Annotated in this window: 14 protein-coding genes and 1 pseudogene; 11 read left to right on the top strand and 4 right to left on the bottom strand. The window is 67.3% G+C overall.

All coding sequences use genetic code 11. From position 1 onward, the window contains the following. Window positions 1-354: 354 nt before the first annotated feature. Together AC069H_RS25515 and AC069H_RS25520 are read right to left on the bottom strand one after the other, a co-directional pair. Complete coding sequence (locus AC069H_RS25515) at window positions 355-1,329, bottom strand: SDH family Clp fold serine proteinase (protein ID WP_478234023.1); 975 nt, start codon at window positions 1,327-1,329, stop codon at window positions 355-357. 565 nt (window positions 1,330-1,894) lie between these two features. Continuing rightward, on the bottom strand, window positions 1,895-2,548 hold the full coding sequence (locus AC069H_RS25520; RefSeq protein ID WP_478234060.1) for a hypothetical protein: 654 nt from the start codon (window positions 2,546-2,548) through the stop codon (window positions 1,895-1,897). Between the two features lie 190 nt (window positions 2,549-2,738). On the opposite strand from AC069H_RS25520, the gene AC069H_RS25525 reads away from it, so the two are divergent. Both AC069H_RS25525 and rfbA read left to right on the top strand, forming a co-directional pair. Then, window positions 2,739-3,887: a sialidase family protein gene (locus AC069H_RS25525; RefSeq protein ID WP_478234024.1), complete on the top strand. Its 1,149-nt coding sequence runs from the start codon at window positions 2,739-2,741 to the stop codon at window positions 3,885-3,887. 53 nt (window positions 3,888-3,940) lie between these two features. Continuing rightward, on the top strand, window positions 3,941-4,822 hold the full coding sequence (gene rfbA, locus AC069H_RS25530; RefSeq protein ID WP_034324212.1) for a glucose-1-phosphate thymidylyltransferase RfbA: 882 nt from the start codon (window positions 3,941-3,943) through the stop codon (window positions 4,820-4,822). Here rfbA and AC069H_RS25535 read toward each other — a convergent pair. Together AC069H_RS25535 and htpX are read right to left on the bottom strand one after the other, a co-directional pair. Then, window positions 4,812-6,128, bottom strand: a pseudogene (locus tag AC069H_RS25535) (NtaA/DmoA family FMN-dependent monooxygenase). The gene rfbA and the pseudogene AC069H_RS25535 sit on opposite strands and share 11 nt — an antisense overlap. Window positions 6,129-6,481: 353 nt before the next feature. Then, window positions 6,482-7,348 carry a zinc metalloprotease HtpX gene (htpX, locus tag AC069H_RS25540; protein WP_478234025.1) on the bottom strand — a complete coding sequence of 289 codons (867 nt, stop codon included), beginning with the start codon at window positions 7,346-7,348 and terminating at the stop codon, window positions 6,482-6,484. Window positions 7,349-7,482: 134 nt separating this feature from the next. On the opposite strand from htpX, the gene AC069H_RS25545 reads away from it, so the two are divergent. The 9 genes from AC069H_RS25545 to AC069H_RS25585 all read left to right on the top strand — a co-directional run bounded on the left by AC069H_RS25545 (window position 7,483) and on the right by AC069H_RS25585 (window position 17,501). After that, on the top strand, window positions 7,483-8,451 hold the full coding sequence (locus tag AC069H_RS25545) for a YncE family protein (RefSeq protein WP_478234026.1): 969 nt from the start codon (window positions 7,483-7,485) through the stop codon (window positions 8,449-8,451). A 24-nt stretch (window positions 8,452-8,475) separates the two neighbouring features. Continuing rightward, window positions 8,476-9,663, top strand: coding sequence for a BtrH N-terminal domain-containing protein (locus AC069H_RS25550; protein ID WP_478234027.1), 1,188 nt, complete (start codon window positions 8,476-8,478; stop codon window positions 9,661-9,663). Between the two features lie 9 nt (window positions 9,664-9,672). Next, entirely contained in the window at window positions 9,673-10,188 is a 516-nt protein-coding gene (locus AC069H_RS25555; RefSeq protein WP_478234028.1) for an acyl-CoA thioesterase, read from the top strand. Window positions 10,189-10,323: 135 nt separating this feature from the next. Further along, entirely contained in the window at window positions 10,324-12,249 is a 1,926-nt protein-coding gene (locus AC069H_RS25560) for a S8 family serine peptidase (protein WP_478234029.1), read from the top strand. Window positions 12,250-12,519: 270 nt separating this feature from the next. Next, on the top strand, window positions 12,520-13,755 hold the full coding sequence (locus tag AC069H_RS25565) for a class I SAM-dependent methyltransferase (protein WP_478234030.1): 1,236 nt from the start codon (window positions 12,520-12,522) through the stop codon (window positions 13,753-13,755). After that, entirely contained in the window at window positions 13,752-14,549 is a 798-nt protein-coding gene (locus AC069H_RS25570; RefSeq protein WP_478224916.1) for a sugar phosphate nucleotidyltransferase, read from the top strand. The genes AC069H_RS25565 and AC069H_RS25570 overlap by 4 nt, the downstream gene beginning before the upstream one ends. After that, the gene (locus tag AC069H_RS25575; RefSeq protein WP_478224915.1) at window positions 14,546-15,199 is read left to right on the top strand and encodes a PIG-L deacetylase family protein; all 654 of its coding nucleotides are present in this window, start codon (window positions 14,546-14,548) and stop codon (window positions 15,197-15,199) included. The genes AC069H_RS25570 and AC069H_RS25575 overlap by 4 nt, the downstream gene beginning before the upstream one ends. A 5-nt stretch (window positions 15,200-15,204) precedes the next feature. Next, a complete protein-coding gene (locus AC069H_RS25580) occupies window positions 15,205-16,227 on the top strand; it encodes an NAD-dependent epimerase/dehydratase family protein (RefSeq protein ID WP_478234031.1) in 1,023 nt (340 codons plus the stop codon). Continuing rightward, window positions 16,227-17,501 carry a DUF4910 domain-containing protein gene (locus AC069H_RS25585; RefSeq protein ID WP_478234032.1) on the top strand — a complete coding sequence of 425 codons (1,275 nt, stop codon included), beginning with the start codon at window positions 16,227-16,229 and terminating at the stop codon, window positions 17,499-17,501. The genes AC069H_RS25580 and AC069H_RS25585 overlap by 1 nt, the downstream gene beginning before the upstream one ends. Window positions 17,502-17,506 lie beyond the last annotated feature (5 nt).

Raw genomic sequence — 17,506 nt, forward strand, 5'->3', positions numbered from 1 at the left:
CCCCTCCGGGGCCGCTCGGCCCCAGCTCTTTGCCCCGGCCAAGCCCTCGCGGGGGCGTGCGGCCTGGCGGCCGGTCCCCCGCGAGTCGGCCGGGGCGAGTGGCCGATAGGCGAGGTAAGTTGCCGATCCAAGAGAAGGTGTCCTCGCCGGACGGGCAGGTCTCCGAGATGGCCGGCAGGGCTCGCACGTTACGTCCGTGGTTGGCCAGACGGCATCTCGTCGACCTCCCGGAGGGCTATCACGCCGCGTCAAGGGGGCGGTTTCGGAGCTCAGTCACGGACGCGGAGAGGTGCCCCCTTGACCCGACGTGATCGGGCTGCGCCAGGTCGACGAGATGCCGAGAGGCCACCCACTCTATTCGCCAAGATTTGACTGCACGACGGGTTCTAGCACCCTTGCACCCTTGCCGATCAACATTCGATCTTCGGGCGACAGCCACGACTTTAGCCAGCTTTGCCCGGTACTTGCCCACATGACCTTCGTATGCGGCGTTGTATCGAATGCAATGGTCATGACGTGATAGGCAGTCAAAACCGCTTCTTGGAGAGCCTGATCATCCTCTAGCAGCTCGATCTTCACTTCCCACTTCGCCGCCTCTGCCGCATTTATCCTTCGGCCGTGGCTCATATGAGTGCCAGCGTCATTGAAGTGATGAGCAACTTTGGTGCCGATTTCAGACGCGTCCCCCCGGTCCTTGAACATATTATCGCGAAGCCATCCAGCAACCATACGCTCGGAGTACGCCAGCGCGTGATCCGCCTCTTGGAGAAGCGCAGGGCCCAAGCTTTGAAGAATCGGGGCCCACAGATGAGCCAGACGCACGTCCCCTTCAATGTCCTCCCGAGCCCGCGTGAACTGCGCAACGATGGCCTGCGCTGAGACCATGCGCCCCATCACCGGCATCTGCGGGTCGATCGGCCCCAGCTGACTCTGACGACCCATCAGAATGCGGTCAGCAGCGAGGCTGATCATCGTGCCCGCCGACATCGCAAGAGCTGGAACGATCACCTCTATGTCAGAAAACTTCGAACGAAGGTAATCGACAATGGATTCAGCCGCATTTGTAACGCCCCCAGGAGTGTGAAGAACAAGAGTAAGACCCTTACTCCAGTCCATCCCATAAATAACACTCATGAATCCATTGAGATCTTCATGCGTGATCTGACTGAATTCACCTGGAACTTGCGGCTTTTGCAGGAAACAAGAGCTATAGAGGACCACATTGCGACCAGAGCGGATCTCAGACAGGTCCGCCAGCGCTTTGGCTGACCCCTGCGCCAGCCAAGCACCTTTTTCCTGGTCATTGAGTTTCGAAAACTCAGAAACCAAGCTACTCCATGAAGGCATTTACCTTACCCAGATTGAAAGGGCCGGCCCGGGTTCGTGAGTGTAGATGGCACTAACCCCGTCGGCGCGCTGACCACCAGCGGCAGCCTGCGCCGTTTCGACGACACGACTGAGGTCGACGTACGGCTCGTAGGACTTGCTCGCTTCCGTCAGGGCATCAATGTAGGCGGGGTGCTCGGTCCTCGACTTCATTACTTACCCTCCGTGGTCGCATAAGAACAAAAGGTAATCTCATTGAGATTACCAAGCTGCCTGTGTGGTGACCAGGCTCCCAACAGCGTCACATGCGCCCCTCAAGGGACGCGCACTAGCTAGTCGCGACCTGGTCGACGCCTGTTACTCCCTACGCCTAGCGATCAGGGGTCGGGTACAAATCCGGTACAAACGGCATCGACCAGCGACGGCCAAAGACGACCATCAACGGGCACGAACCAGCAGCTCAGAGCGCCACAGCACGCCATCCGCCCAGGTCAGACGCAGTTCACGAACTACCGCTGAGCGCGGCGACGACAAGGCCACCTTCCGCGGAAGGTGGCCTTCGTCATGTCTAGGACGCGGTGACCGTCCAGGTCCCGTCGCCTTCCACCGACACGAAAGCCGGGCCGGACACGGGCACGCTGCCGGTGTAGTCGCCGAGCTGGTTCACGGGAAGTTCCGAGTAGTCGCCGCTGTGCACCCACACCGCGGTGCGGCCGCTCTTCTTGGTCGTGACGGCGACCGACGTGACGGCGTCGGGAACGGCGAACACCGCTTCACTCTTGCCGGACAGGGGCTTACCCGGTTCCAGGACGGGCAGGCCGCTTTCGTCGGTGATGGTCAGCGTCCAGGCGGCGTTGGCCTTGACGGTGAACGTCTTCGCCTGACGGCCGGGCATGTCGTTGATCCACTGGGTGCCCTTGTACGGGCCGATGTCGTTGACGATCAGCTCGTTCTCGGTGTTGACCGCGACGTGGCCGGAACACTTCGGGCAGTCGAAGGTCACGAAGCCGAGGCGCGGCGGCCAAGCCATGGGGACCGACGCGTTCCCCTTGCCCGAGTGCTTCTCCTCCGGCTGCGGGCCGGGGCTCGGGGTGGTCGTCGGGGTCGGCGAAGGTGTGGCCAGCCCTTCCGGGGCGGCCGCCTGCGGGACTACGCGGCCCAGGTTCGGCGGTGAGCAGGCCACCAGGCCCACGGTCAGCAGAGCGGCCGCGCACAAGCGCATGATCACGAATTTCCCCCTGGTCGAACCCGTCAACGGATCTTCGCCTGCCGATAGCCCAGCGTTACCGGACCACTCGGCCGAGCGATTCAGGCCACTCGGACGTGGGTTTCCGCCGCAACGCCTTCGCGGGAGTCCGAAAAGGACAAAAGCCCGTGTTGTAATCCGGCGATCGCGTTCGAGGAAGGTCACGATGAAGCGCCGTTTCAGCTCCGCACTCGCCTTTGCGCTGTCACTCACGGTGGTCGCGTCCCTGTTCACCTCCGCGCAGGCTGCCGAGCGCCAGCAGCTCGTGCCCGGCTACGGCTCGTACCCGCGGCTCATCCGCCTGGAGCATTCCGCGATCGGCCGCGGCCGCATCCTCGCGTCGCTGACCAGCGAGGACGCGAGCGGCAAGTTCACCCCGATCATGGAGAGCACCGACGAGGGCAAGAGCTTCCACAAGATCGGCGAGATCCGCGACCGCGACGGCCGCCGCGGCATGTGCTGCGGGACGCTGTACGAACTGCCGCAGCGGGTCGGCAGGCTCCGCGCGGGCACCCTGTTGTGGGCCGCGAGCTACCGGCAGGACGCCGGTCCGCAGCGGCGGATCGGCATCAGGATCTGGTCCAGCCGCGACGCCGGCCGCACATGGGGCTTCCTGTCCGAGGCGGCCCGGTCGCACAATCACGACGGCATCTGGGAGCCGGAGTTCGTCGTCGACGCGGGCGGCACGCTCTGGCTGCACTACGCCGACGAGACCGAGGCGCCACAGTTCGCGCAGGTGATGAACCGGGTCGCCTCCACCGACGGGGTGAACTGGGGCACCAAGCAGCGCACGATGGCCATCCCGCCCCATCGGGTGCGGCCGGGGATGCCGATCATCCGGCGCCTCCCAGACGGCCGGTTCTACCTGGCCTACGAGATCTGCAACTACCGCGACCGCTTCTGCGACCCGTACTTCAAGATCTCCTCCGACGGCGCCAACTGGGGCGATCCCCGCGACCCCGGCACCCGCGTCACCACCGCGAACGGCAACTACTTTCAGCACGCCCAGACGATCACGCTGTTCCCCGGCGGCCCGAACGGGGTGCGGCTGGTGATGGTCGGGCAGATCTACACCAACGCCGCCGGGGTCCCGCAGGACAAGAACGGCAGGGTGCTGCTGGTCAACGACAACTTCGGCGCCGGACACTGGTACGAACGTCCGGCCCCGGTGCACATCGTCGGGATCCACGACAACTTCTGCCCCAACTACAGCTCGACGCTGCTGCCGGTCGACGGGGGCAGGAACGTGTTGCAGATCTCCACCGAGTACAACCTCGGCTGCAAGGCGTACTTCGCGAAGGGCCCGGCTTTCTGAGCCACCCGGTAGTGTGAGTTCCCGAGCGATCGGCTACGAAGCGGGGGCATCGCATGAAGGGCATCGTGCTGGCGGGGGGCAGTGGGACGCGTCTGCATCCCATCACCCAGGCGATATCGAAACAGCTGCTACCGGTCTACGACAAACCGATGATCTACTACCCGATCTCGGTGCTGATGTTCGCCGGGATCCGCGAGATCCTGATCATCTCGACGCCGGTCGACCTGCCGCATTTCCGGCGGCTGCTCGGTGACGGCAGCCAGTTCGGGCTCAGTTTCAGCTACGCCGAGCAGGCCGCGCCGAACGGGCTGGCCGAGGCGTTCGTCATCGGCGCGGACTTCATCGGCGACGACGACGTCGCGCTCGTGCTCGGTGACAACATCTTCTACGGCCAGGGGTTCTCCAGCCGGTTGCAGGCCGCGGCGACCTCGCTCGACGGCTGTGTGCTGTTCGGCTACCCGGTCAAGGACCCGCAGCGGTACGGCGTCGGCGAGATCGACGCCGACGGCAAGCTCCTCTCCATCGAGGAGAAACCCGAGAAGCCGAAGTCGAACAAGGCCATCACCGGCCTGTACTTCTACGACAACCAGGTCGTCGAGATCGCCCGTGACCTCAAGCCCTCGCCGCGCGGGGAACTGGAGATCACGGATGTCAACCTCACCTACCTGCGGCAGGACCGCGCGACCCTGATCGACCTCGGCCGCGGGTTCGCCTGGCTCGACACCGGCACGCACGACTCGCTGCTGGAGGCGGGCCAGTTCGTGCAGGTCCTCGAACACCGGACCGGTGTCCGGATCGCCTGTCTCGAAGAAGTCGCGCTGCGGATGGGCTTCATCGACGCCGAACAGTGCTACGCGCTCGGCGCCAAGCTGGCGAAGTCCGGCTACGGCGAATATCTGATGAACGTCGCGCGAACCCAGGGTGCTACCGGCTGAACAGGAACTCACGCAGGGTGTCGCCGGTGTAGTCGGTCCGGAAGACACCCCGTTCCTGCAACCGCGGAACGACGTCGTCGACGAACGCGTCCAGCCCACCCGGGGTCAGATGCGGCACGAGCACGAACCCGTCGGCGGCGTCGCTCTGGACGTACTCGTCGATCGACTCCGCGACCTGCCGGGCGGTGCCGACGAACTGCTGGCGCGCGGTCACCTCGATGACGAGTTCGCGGAGGGAGAGCTTCTTCTCCTCCGCGATCGCCCGCCATTTCGCGGCCACGGCGAGAGGATCCTTCTCGTGCCGGACGCGGCCCCAGGTCAGTGGCTCGGCGTCGGGGTCCGGGTCGATCTCGGGGAGCGGGCCGTCGGCATCGCAGGCGGAGAGGTCGCGGCTCCAGACCTGTTCGAGGAACTGGATCGCGGTCGCCGGGCGGACCTGCTGATAGCGGATCTCGCGGGCGTACTCGTGCGCGTCCTCCTCGGTGTCGCCGAGGAGGAACGTCGCCGCGGGCATGATCAGCAGCTCACCGGGCTCGCGCCCGTAAGCGGGTAGCCGCCGTTTGACGTCGGCGAAGAACTCCTTGCCGCTTTCCAGTGAACCGTGGCGGCTGAAGATGACGTCGGCGGTCTTGGCGGCGAACTCCCCTGCCCTCGTCGGAGTCACCCGCCTGGATGACGATCGGCTGCCCCCGCGGAGTCCTCGGGACGGTGAACTCGCCACGGATGTCGAACTGCGGTCCGCTGTGGACAACACGCTCGAGGCCCCGCGCGAAGACGCCGTTCTCCTTGTCCCTCACCAGGGCGTCCGGCGCCCAGCTGTCCCAGAGCTCACGCACGGTGGCGAGGAATTCCTCGGCGCGGCGGTAGCGGTCCTCGCGTTGCAGGAAGCCACCGCGGCGGAAGTTCTGTCCCGTCCACGCGTCCGGTGAGGTGACGACGTTCCACGCGGCGCGGCCGCCGGAGAGGTGGTCGATGCTCGCGACCTGCCGCGCGACCTCGTACGGCTCGTTGAACGTCGACGACAGCGTGCCCGCGAGCCCGAGCCGGGTGGTGACCACCGACAGCGCGGCCAGCACGGTGGTGGTGTTCGGTCGCCCGACGACGTCGGAGTCGAGGATCTTGCCCGCGTGTTCGCGCAGGCGCAGGCCCTCGGCCAGGAAGAGGAAGTCGAACTTGCCCCGCTCGGCCGTGCGCGCGAGATGTTCGAAGGACGAAAAGTCGATTTGGCTACCGAACGCGGGTCGCTCCACACGGTGGTGTTGTTGACGCCGGGGAAGTGTGCGGCGAGTTTGATCTGCTTGGGCATCTGTCACGCCTCCGCGTACTGGTGATGGTCGCGCAGGGTGGTGCCGGTGTAGGCCTGCCGGAACGCGCCCGCGGCCCCGATTCCCGCTCCCACGAGGTGGGACACCGGCGGCCGACCTGCGTTTAGCCCCCTAATCGCGATCCGGCGGCCGACCTGCGTTTCGCGGGCTAATCGCGATCCGGCTGGTCAGCGCGCCCCAGATGAGATTGGGGGCGGTGAGTGTCTCCAATGCCGCATTGGGGCCAGCGGGCCCCGCGACGCGGGGGCATGGGCCCAGGGCGGGTCGCGTTTAGCGGGCTAAACGCGACCCCGGCCGTGACCTGCGTTTCGCGGGCTAAACGCGATCCGGCTGGTCAGTGGGGGTGGCGCGCCATTTCTTCCAGGCGCCGGATGCGTTCGGCCATGGGCGGGTGGGTCGAGAAGAGCTTCGTGAGGCCTTCGCCCGGCCGGAACGGGTTCGCGATCATCAGATGCGACTGCGAGACCAGCTTCGGTTCCGGCACGAGCGGCGCCACGCGCGTCCCCTGGTCGAGCTTCCGCAGAGCCGAGGCGAGCCCGAGCGGGTCGCCGGTGAGTTCCGCGCCCGACGCGTCGGCCTGGAACTCGCGCGAACGGCTCACCCCGAGCTTCACCACGGCGGCCGCGATCGGCCCGATCAAGACCAGGAGCAGCCCGGCCAGCGGGCTGTCGCCGTCCTCGCGGTTGCTGCCGCCGAAGAGGCTGGTGAACATCGCGATGTTGGCGATCACGCTGATCACGCTCGCCAGCGCGCCCGCGACACACGAGATCAGGATGTCGCGGTTGTAGACGTGGGACAGCTCGTGCCCGAGCACCGCCCGCAGTTCGCGTTCGTCGAGCAGGCCGAGGATGCCGGTGGTGCAGCACACCGCCGCGTGCCGGGGGCTGCGGCCGGTGGCGAAGGCGTTCGGGGCCTGGGTGGGGCTGACGTAGAGCCGCGGCATCGGCTGCCGCGCGGTGGTCGCCAACTCCCGCACGATCCGGTACATGGCCGGCTGCTCGGCCTCCGAAATCGGACGAGCGCGCATGGCCCGCAACGCCAGCTTGCCGGAGTTGAAGTAGGCGTACGCGTTGACCCCGAGCGCCACCACCAGCCCGATGACCAGCGCGCCCCGCCCGAAGAAACCGCTGATCCCGACGATGAGCGCGGACAGCAGGCCGAGCAGGACGGCGGTCTTGAGCCCGTTCTGGTGTTTGTGCACGGCGTCCTGCTCCTTCCTTTCTCAGGGGTGGGGGTTACTCATCGGAAACAACGCGATCGGGGGACGCGAAGTTCCTTCGCGTGCTCGGCTCGCGGGTTATCGTCGAACCTCGGAACGATCATCGGGAGGCGCCTGTGCGAGGACCCGAACTGAGCCGCCGAGCCCTGCTCGCCCTGGCCGCGGCCGGCGCCTCCGCGGTCGCCTTCGCGCCGGCGGCCAGAGCCGAGAAAGTGCTTCTCGTCGAGGTCGGAGGCGCCCCGGAGGCGGTCGCGGTGAATTCCGTCACCGGCTTCGCGTACGTCTCCGACCCGTCCACCGGCACGGTCGGCGTCCTCGACTCACGGTCCGGCACGGTCGGCGACGTGATCCCGGTCGGCGGCGAGCCCGCCGGGCTGGCCGTGGACACGGTGACCAACCGGATCTTCGTCGCGAACCCGCCCGGCGGGACCGTCCTCGTCCTCGACGGGCGGACCAACGACGTCGTCAGCGTGGTGCCGGCCGGTCCTGGAGCGTCCAGTGTCGACATTGACGAGCGGGCGAACCGCATCTACGCGGCCAGCGCCCTCACCGGGACGCTGGCCGTCATCGACGGCGTCGGCTGCCGCCTGCTGGACCTCGTCCCCGGTCCCACGCGGGGGCTGTCGTCGACGGCGGTCGACAGCGGACGCAAGCTCGCGTACTGCACCAGCACGGCCACCGACTCGCTGGAGGTCTTCGACATCGGCGCGGGCAAGTTCACCGGCGGGATCCCGGTCGGCAAGTCACCGACCGGAGTCGCCGTGCACAGCGCGTCCGGGACGGTGTTCGTCGCGAATTCGGCGATCCATCATCTGTCCATCGTGGACACGGGCACGCGCAAAGAGAAGGCGACCGTGTTGCTGCGCTCGGAAGCTTCGTCGGTGGTGGTCCACGAAGGATCGAACACCGTGTACTCCAACGGAGGGCCGAACGGCCTCGCCAGGATCGACGGGGTGACGAGCCTGCTCACCGGAGACCTGTCACTCGGCGTGAACCCGGGCGCGGTCGCGATCGACCAGCGCACCAGGACGGTGTACGTGGCGGATCCCTTGCGCGGCAGGGTTTCCCTGATCAGGGACTTCTGAGGCCGAAGCGGGCATGATGGTGGGGTGACCGAGTACGAATTGCGCGGCGGGCTGCAACCGGACGTCTCGGCCGTGGCCGCCGTGCTGGCGCATCACGGTGTCGAAGGGCCGGACGGGAAGGCGCCCGGCGAGGCGCTGATCTTCGCCGTCTCCGGCGGGATCGGGGCCGGCTACATCCTGTGGGATTTCGCGCACGAAACGATGTCGACGATCGTGTTCGGTTTCCGCGCGCGCTGGCAGTACCCCCAGGACTGGCTCAAGTCCACAGTGGACCGCCTTGGACTCGGCCTCGATCTCCACACCACCGGTGGTAAACGCGCCGCCGCGAAACGACTCGACACCGAACTCGAAGCGGGGCGGCCGGTGCTCGTCCTCCCCGACCGCGAATCGGTCGGTTACTGGCACCTGCCGCCGGAGATGTCCGGCGGTGGCGGCCACTTCGTCGTCGCGTACGGCGAAGAGGACGGCCGGGTGCTCGTCGACGATCGGAACCTCGCCCCGCTGACGGTCGGCCGGAAGACCTTCGACGCCGCGCGCGGCCGGGTCGGCTCGTACAAGAACCTGCTCGCGACGATCCGGCCCGGCGAGGTCTCCGACTGGCGGACGGCCGTGCACGCCGGGCTGACGGACTGCGTCCGGAACCTCTCGGCGCCGTCGAAGTCGTTCTCGCTGCCCGCATGGGGGCGCTGGGCGAAGGCGATGACCGACGAGCGTGACCCGAAGGGCTGGCCGCGCGCGTTCGGCGAGCGGCGCGGGCTGGTCGGAGCGCTGTTCAACGTCTGGGAGAGCGTCACCCCGGCCGGGATGGAGGGAGGGCACCTGCGCGGGCTGTTCGCCGACGCGCTCACCGAAGCCGCCGGCCTGCTCGAACTTCCGGCGCTGGCCGAACAGGCGTCGACCTGGCGCGGGATCGGCGAGCGCTGGGCCGAACTGGCTGAGACGGCCGTCCCGGCGTCGAACGCGGAGTTCGCCTGGGTACGCGGGCTGGTCAGCGCGGTGTCGGCGGGTGTCCGGGAGGGCGACGCGGGGCAGGACGCCGCCGCGGCGGCCGGTGCGGAAATGTGGAAACTGCGCGCGCACTACAACGACGAAACACCGTTCACCGACGTCGAAGCCCGTGAACTCTTCGGCACGATGGGCGCCATGATCCGGGACATCCACACCGCCGAGACCGCCGCGATCCGCGAGCTCTCCGAAGCCCTGATGGAGTGAACCGGGCCGGTGTCCGTTGCGCCGCGCGGCCGGAACACCACGCGATCGTTGAAGATCCACTTCGTGCACGCACATCCGCTGGGGACGACCAGTGCGCGTCCCGCTCCCGAGATCCACCTCCACCGCCATCGCCTGCGTGTCGCCGACCTGGACTGCCTCGGTCACGTCGGGAACGTGCGGCTGCTGGACTACTTCCAGGAAGCCCAGATCGCGCTGCTCGACCCGCGGCGTGAGCACCTTTTCCAGGCCAAGGGACCGGCGTACCTGATCGCGAAGCACAACGTCAGCTACCTGCGCAGGCTGACCTTCCGCGACAACCCGGTCGAGGTGGAGACCGTGGTCGGCCGGATCGGCACCTGCGACGTCGTGGTGAACAGCAGGCTGCGCGACGAGCGGGCCGTCTACGCGCGCTGCCGCACCATCTGGGTCGCGTGCACCCTGCCCGAGGGCAGCGCCCGGCGGCTCGACGAAGAAGAACGCGAGCGGCTGACGCGATTCAGCGGGGCGATCGACGAGATGTCCTGAATCAGTTTTTAACCGTTTATGCTCCTTTTCCCGCAATACCGCAAAACGGCTGGGCCGTTCAGCGGCTGATCATCACGCTTTTCGGCCGGTACCTTCGAAAGACCTCTCCCCTGCAGAGCTCCCCGGAGGTATTTCATGCCACGGCCGAAGTCTGTCCGCTTCCTCGCGCCCTTGATCGGCGCGATGCTACTGACGAGCGGGGCGGCCGTCGCCGCCCCGGCCGCCGAAGACCCCCAGTTCATCCGTCTGGCCAGCAGAACCTTCGACCCGCTGAGCCAGCGCACGGCGGCGAGCCAGGATTGGAAGGGCGCGTACCTGCTCCAGGTCCGAGGCGCGCTGACCGACGCGCAGCGCGGGAAATTGCGCTCACTCGGCGTGCGGATCGGGACCTACATTCCCGATTTCGCCTACGTGGTCCGACTGAAGCCGGAGAACCGCGAATCGGTGGCGGAATTGGCTTTCGTCCGCTGGCTCGGCGAATACCGGCCGGACGACAAGGTGGAGATCTCACTGGCCGCGACCGGTAGCTATCTGGTGACGCTGGTCGAATCCGATGCCAGGGACCAACGCGCGGTGGCCGAGCGGATCCTTCGGCTCGGCGGCGGGATCGAGGCGATCTCGCAGAGCGGACAGCACATCGTCGCGAAACTCGGTTCCGGTCAAGCCGCCACCGTGGCGCAGGGGGCCGAGGTGCTCGCGGTCGGCGCGATCACCGCCCCTGAGACCGACATGGCCAACGCCAGGGAGAGCGGGGGCGCGAACTACGTCGAGAGCGTCGGCGGCTATCGCGGTCAGGGCGTGCGCGGCGAGGTGATGGACGGCGGCCTGCGCGTCACCCACCAGGAGTTCAAGGCGCGGCCGACGGTGATGCACGGCTCGAACTCCACCAGCACCAGCCACGGGACCTCCACCTACGGCCAGATCTTCGCGTCGGGGGTGAGCGCGCCACAACGGGGGCTGCTGCCCGAGGGGCAGGGGATCTTCGCCACCTACAACAAGCCGGACCGCTACGCCCACACCAAGGAGCTGGTCGACCCGGCGGGCAAGTACCGCGCGGTGTTCCAGAGCAACAGCTGGGGCGGCGGGCTGACCACGGCCTACAACTCCGTCTCCGCCGAGCTCGACAAGATCGTCTTCGACCACGACCTGCTGATCTGCCAGTCGCAGAGCAACGCGGGCACCCAGCAGTCGCGGCCGCAGGCCTGGTCGAAGAACGTGCTCTCGGTCGGCGGGCAGTACCACTACAACACGCTGGGCCGCACAGACGACAAGTGGAGCGGCGGCGCCAGCATCGGCCCGGCCGCCGACGGCCGGATCAAACCGGAACTGTCGAACTACTACGACCGGATCGACACCACGTCTTCGGGCAGTGACACCTCGTACACGACGTCGTTCGGCGGCACGAGCGGCGCGACCCCGATCACCTGCGGGAACGCCGGGTTGCTGTTCCAGATGTGGGCCGACGGCGTGTTCGACGGCGGCCCCGGCAAGGGCCGCGACGTCTTCACGAGCCGCCCGCACGCGGCGACCGCGAAGGCCCTGCTGGTCAACGGGGCCGACCAGTTCGCGTTCAGTGGCACGTCGCACGACATGACCAGGACACATCAGGGCTGGGGCACCGCGAACGTGCGGTACCTGCACGACCAGGCCAAGGCGAACGGGTGGAAACTGCCGGTGCTGGTGAACGAGACCGACCTGCTGGGCACCGGGCAGTCGAAGAAGTACACGGTCGCGGTGAACGGGACCAAGCAGTTCAAGGCGACGCTCGCCTACACCGACCCGGCGGGCTCTCCGAGCGCGTCGGTCGCCAGGGTCAACGACCTGACCCTGAAGGTCACCGCGCCGAACGGGACCGTCTACTACGGCAACAACGGGCTGAAGGCGGGCAACTTCTCGACCGCGGGCGGCTCGCCGAACACGGTCGACACGGTGGAGAACGTCATCCTCGAGAAGCCGGCCGCGGGGACGTGGACGGTGGAGGTCGTGGCGACGCAGGTGAACGCCGACGGTCACCCGGAGACGTCGGCCACCGACGCGGACTACGCGCTGGTGGTTTCTTGACGATGGGCTGAAGGCGCGTGAAGGCCCCCTTCCCCTCGGCTGAGCCGAGGGGAAGGGGGCTTCACGCGGGTCTGGCCGGATCGCGTTCAGCCCGCTAAACGCGATCCGCCGGGGGTACCCGCGCCCGGATGGCGGAGACGTCTGCGCGGATGGCCGAGACGACAGGTTTCGGTTGTGAGACGGAAGCGTGAGACCCCTGAAAGGCATGTAACGAGGCGACCCGAGGTGCCGACGTCTGGGATACGTGACGCGAGCCAAGGAGCCTCTTAGATGACCACCTGCCGACTCTGCGGCTCGGCCCATCTCGCCAGTGTCGCCGACCTCGGGGCGACACCGCCGTGCGAACGATTCCTGACCGCGGAGCAGCTCGCGGAGCCGGAGCCGACCTACCCCCTGCACCTGCAAGTCTGCACCGAATGCCGGCTCGCCCAGATCCCGCCGCTGATCACCCCGGAAGAGACGTTCACCGAATACGCGTACTTCTCGTCGTATTCCGACTCCTGGGTCGAACACGCGAAGACCTTCGTCGACGGCGCCGTCGAGCGGCTGGGGCTCGACGAGTCCTCGTTCGTCGTCGAGGTCGCCAGCAACGACGGCTATCTGCTCAAACACGTTGTGGCGCAGCAGATCCGCTGTCTGGGCGTGGAACCTTCGGTGAACGTGGGCCAAGCCGCGCGTGACGCCGGGGTGCCGACGAAGACCGCGTTCCTCAGTCCCGAGACCGGACGCGACGTCCGTGAGGAACATGGTCCGGCCGACCTCGTAGTGGCGAACAACGTTTACGCACACATTCCGGACATCATCGGTTTCACGCACGGGCTCCGCGCCCTGGTCGCCGACGACGGCTGGGTCAGCATCGAGGTCCAGCACCTGCTGACACTGATCCAGGAGAACCAATACGACACGATCTATCACGAGCACTTCCAGTACTACACGGTGGAATCCGCGCGCCGGGCCCTCGCGCGCGGCGGATTGTCCGTTGTGGACGTCGAACTCCTGCCCACCCACGGCGGTTCGATCCGGTTGTGGGCGCGCCCGGACGCCGTCGCCGGCGAACCGAGCGAGCGGATGACTCAGGTCCTCGACGCCGAGAAAGCCGCCGGACTGCACGAAATGTCCGGCTACACCGAATTCTCGGAGCGGGTCACCAAGGTCCGGCTCGAGCTGAACAAGTTCCTCACCGACGCGGCGCTCGACGGAAAGAGCGTCGTCGGTTACGGCGCCCCCGGCAAGGGGAACACGCTGCTGAACCACTGCGGTATCCGCCCGGACGTGTTGCGGTACACCGTCGACCGGAACCCGTACAAGCACGGCCGGTTCACCCCCGGGACCCGGATCCCGATCCTGCCACCCGAACGGATCGAAGCCGACAAGCCGGATTACGTGCTCGTCCTTCCGTGGAACCTCCGGAAGGAACTGACCGCCCAACTGTCCTTTGTGGACGAATGGGGCGGAAAACTGGTCTTTCCCATCCCGCACCTGGAAATCGTCGAGGTGAAGTCGTGAAGGTAGTCCTCTTCTGCGGCGGCTACGGCATGCGGATGCGCAACGGTGACGCGTCCGACGTGCCCAAGCCGATGGCCATGGTCGGCCCCAGACCCCTGATCTGGCACGTGATGCGGTACTACGCGCATTTCGGCCACACCGAGTTCGTCCTCTGCCTCGGCTACGGCGCGCACCACATCAAGGAGTTCTTCCTCGACTACCGGGAGACCACCTCCAACGATTTCGTCCTGCGCAACGGCAAGGCGGAACTGCTGTCGACCGACATCGCGGACTGGTCGATCACCTTCGTGCAGACCGGCCTCGAATCGGCCATCGGCGAGCGGCTGCGCCGGGTGCGCCCGTACCTCGAGGGCGACGAGATGTTCCTCGCCAACTACGCCGACGTCCTCACCGACGCCCCGCTGCCGGAGATGATCGAGCGGTTCACCGAATCCGACGCCGGCGCGTCGATGATGGTCGTACCGCCGCAGTCGTCGTTCCACTGCGTCGAGATGGGCGAGGACGGCCGGATCGGCGCGCTGACCCCGGTCAGCGAGATGCCGCTGTGGGAGAACGGCGGGTACTTCGTGCTGCGCCAGGAGATCTTCGACCACATCCCCGAGGGCGGCGACCTGGTGGCCGACGGCTGCGGCGAACTCGCCAAGCAGGGGAAGCTGCTCGCGTACCCGTATCGCGGGTTCTGGAAGCCGACGGACACCGTCAAGGAACGCGTCCAGCTGGACGACGCCTACGCGCACGGCGACCGCCCGTGGGCGTTGTGGGAAAACGAACCGGCTCCGGTGAGCATCGCGTGATCGGACTCGGTACCGGCGGGCTCGAACGGATCGTCGCTCTGGGCGCGCATTGTGACGACATCGCCATCGGGGCGGGCGGCACCCTGCTGACCCTCTGCGCCGCCAACCCCGGTGTCCGGGTGGACGTGCTCGTCCTTTCCGGCGGCGGCACCGAACGGGAGGCCGAGGAGCGTGCCGCGCTCGCGGCCTTCTGCCAGGGCGCCGACGTCGAGGTCACCGTGCTCAAACTGCCCGACGGCCGGTTCCCCGCGCACTGGGAAGAGGCCAAGAACGCCCTGGAAGAGCTGCGCCGCCGCACCGACCCGGACCTCGTCCTCTCCCCGCGCACGGCGGACGCGCACCAGGACCACCGCGGGCTGGCGACGCTGGTGCCGACGGTGTTCCGCACCCATCTCCAGCTGGAGTACGAGATCGCGAAATGGGACGGCGACCTCGCCAAACCCACCGCGTACGTACCGCTCACGCCCGAGCGCGCCGAAGAGAAGGTCCGGCTGCTGCAGGAGCACTACGCCTCTCAGCGGCACCGGCCCTGGTACGACCGGGAAGCCTTCCTCGGCCTCGCCCGCATCCGCGGAATCGAATGCGGGCGGCGTTACGCGGAGGCCTTCGACCTCAAGAAACTGACGCTCGACCTCACTCCGAAAGGCTGAAAGCCATGCGTGTGCTGCTGACCGGGCACAAGGGTTACCTGGGCACGGTGATGGCCCCGGTGCTGGCCGCCGAAGGCCACGAGGTCGTCGGCCTCGACTCCGGTCTCTTCGACACCTGCGTGCTGGGCCCGAAGCCCGACGATCCCAAGGGCTACGAAGTCGACCTCCGCGACATCACGGCCGAGCACGTGACCGGGGTGGACGCGGTGATCCACCTCGCCGCGCTGTCCAACGACCCGCTGGGGTCGCTGGCGCCGGAGCTCACCTACGACATCAACCACCACGCCTCGGTCAAGCTCGCGAAGCTGGCGAAGGACGCTGGAGTCAAGCGGTTCCTCTACGCCTCGACGTGCTCGGTCTACGGGGCTTCGGGCGGAGACGGTCTCGTCGACGAAGACGCGCCGCTGCGCCCGGTGACGCCGTACGCCGAGTCGAAGGTGCGGGTCGAGGACGACCTCCACGAACTCGCCGACGACGATTTCACCCCGGTGTACATGCGCAACGCCACCGCCTTCGGCTTCTCGCCGCGGCTGCGGTCGGACATCGTGCTCAACAACCTCACCGCGCACGCCCACGTTTCGGGCGAGATCCTGGTGCTGTCGGACGGGTCGCCGTGGCGGCCGCTGGTGCACGCCAAGGACATCGCGCGCGCCTTCGAGGCCGCGCTGGTCGCGCCCAAGGAGGCCGTCCACGACAAGGCCTTCAACATCGGCACCGAGCGCAACAACGTGACCGTGGCCGAGATCGCCCAGCAGGTCGTCGAGGCCGTCCCCAGCGCGAAGCTGCGGATCACCGGCGAGTCCGCGGGCGACCCGCGCTCCTATCGCGTCGACTTCTCCCGCTTCCGCGACGCGATCCCCGGCTTCGAATGCGAGTGGTCGGTCAAGGACGGGGCGCTCGACCTGATCTACGCCTACCGCACGCACGGCCTGACCGCGCACGACTTCAAGAACCGCTTCACCAGGCTGGCCACGCTCAACGCGCGGACCGCCGCCGGCGAGATCGACGAAACCTTGCGGCGACGGTGATGACCCGCAAGCCACTGGACACGGGCGCCGACCTGCGCGAGCTGGTCGAGCGCTTGTATCCGCTCTGCCGCAGCATCACCGGCGACGGCGTCCGCGCCACGCTGGAGATCCTCGGCGAGCACATCCCGCTCGACGTCCACGAGGTGCCGACCGGGACCCAGGTGCTCGACTGGACCGTTCCCCAGGAGTGGAACATCCGCGACGCCTGGGTGAAGGACCCTTCCGGGCGGAAGGTCGTCGACTTCCGGGAGTCGAATCTGCACGTCGTCGGCTACAGCGTCCCGGTCTCGCGGAAGATGCCACTCACCGAACTGCGCGAACACCTGCACACCCTGCCCGATCAACCGTCCTTGGTGCCGTACCGGACCAGCTACTACTCGCCGACGTGGGGTTTCTGCCTGGCACAGGAGACCCTCGACGCGATGCCGGACGGCGTGTACGAGGTCCACATCGACTCCACGCTGACGAACGGGAGCCTCACCTACGCCGAACACGTCGTACCGGGCGAAGTCACCGACGAAGTGATCATCTCCTGCCACACCTGCCATCCCTCGCTGGCGAACGACAACGTCGCCGGGATCGCGATCGCCGCCGCGTTCGCGCGGACGCTGAAGAAGCCCCACTACACGTACCGGTTCCTGTTCATGCCGGGCACGATCGGCGCCATCACCTGGCTCGCGCGCAACAACGACCGCGTCGGCCGGATCAAGGCCGGGCTCGTGCTGGCGTGCGCCGGTGACCCGGGATCGTTGACCTACAAGCGAAGCCGCCGAGGCGACGCCGAGATCGACCGTGTGCTCGCGTACGTCCTGGCCGATCGCGCCCACAAGATCGTCGACTTCTCACCGTACGGCTACGACGAGCGCCAGTTCTGCTCCCCCGGTTTCAATCTCGGCGTCGGTTCGCTGACGAGGACGCCGTACGCGGGTTATCCGGAATATCACACCTCGGCCGACAACCTCGATTTCGTTTCCACCGCGGCCATGGAGGAAACCCTTCAGACCTTGCGGGACACCTTCGCCGTCCTCGACCGCAACCGCAGCTACGTCAACCTCAGCCCCTTCGGCGAGCCGCAACTCGGCAAGCGCGGGCTGTACGACTCGCTCGGCGGGCGAAGTGACGCCAAGCATGCCCAGATGGCCATGCTCTGGGTGCTCAACCTCTCGGACGGCGAGCACAGCCTCCTCGACGTCGCCGATCGGTCCGGGCTGCCGTTCGATTCCGTCGTCGCCGCCGCTCAGGCACTGCACGACGCCGGATTGCTCAAGAATTAGAGGCC

The organism is Amycolatopsis sp. NPDC043887, assembly GCF_056435665.1.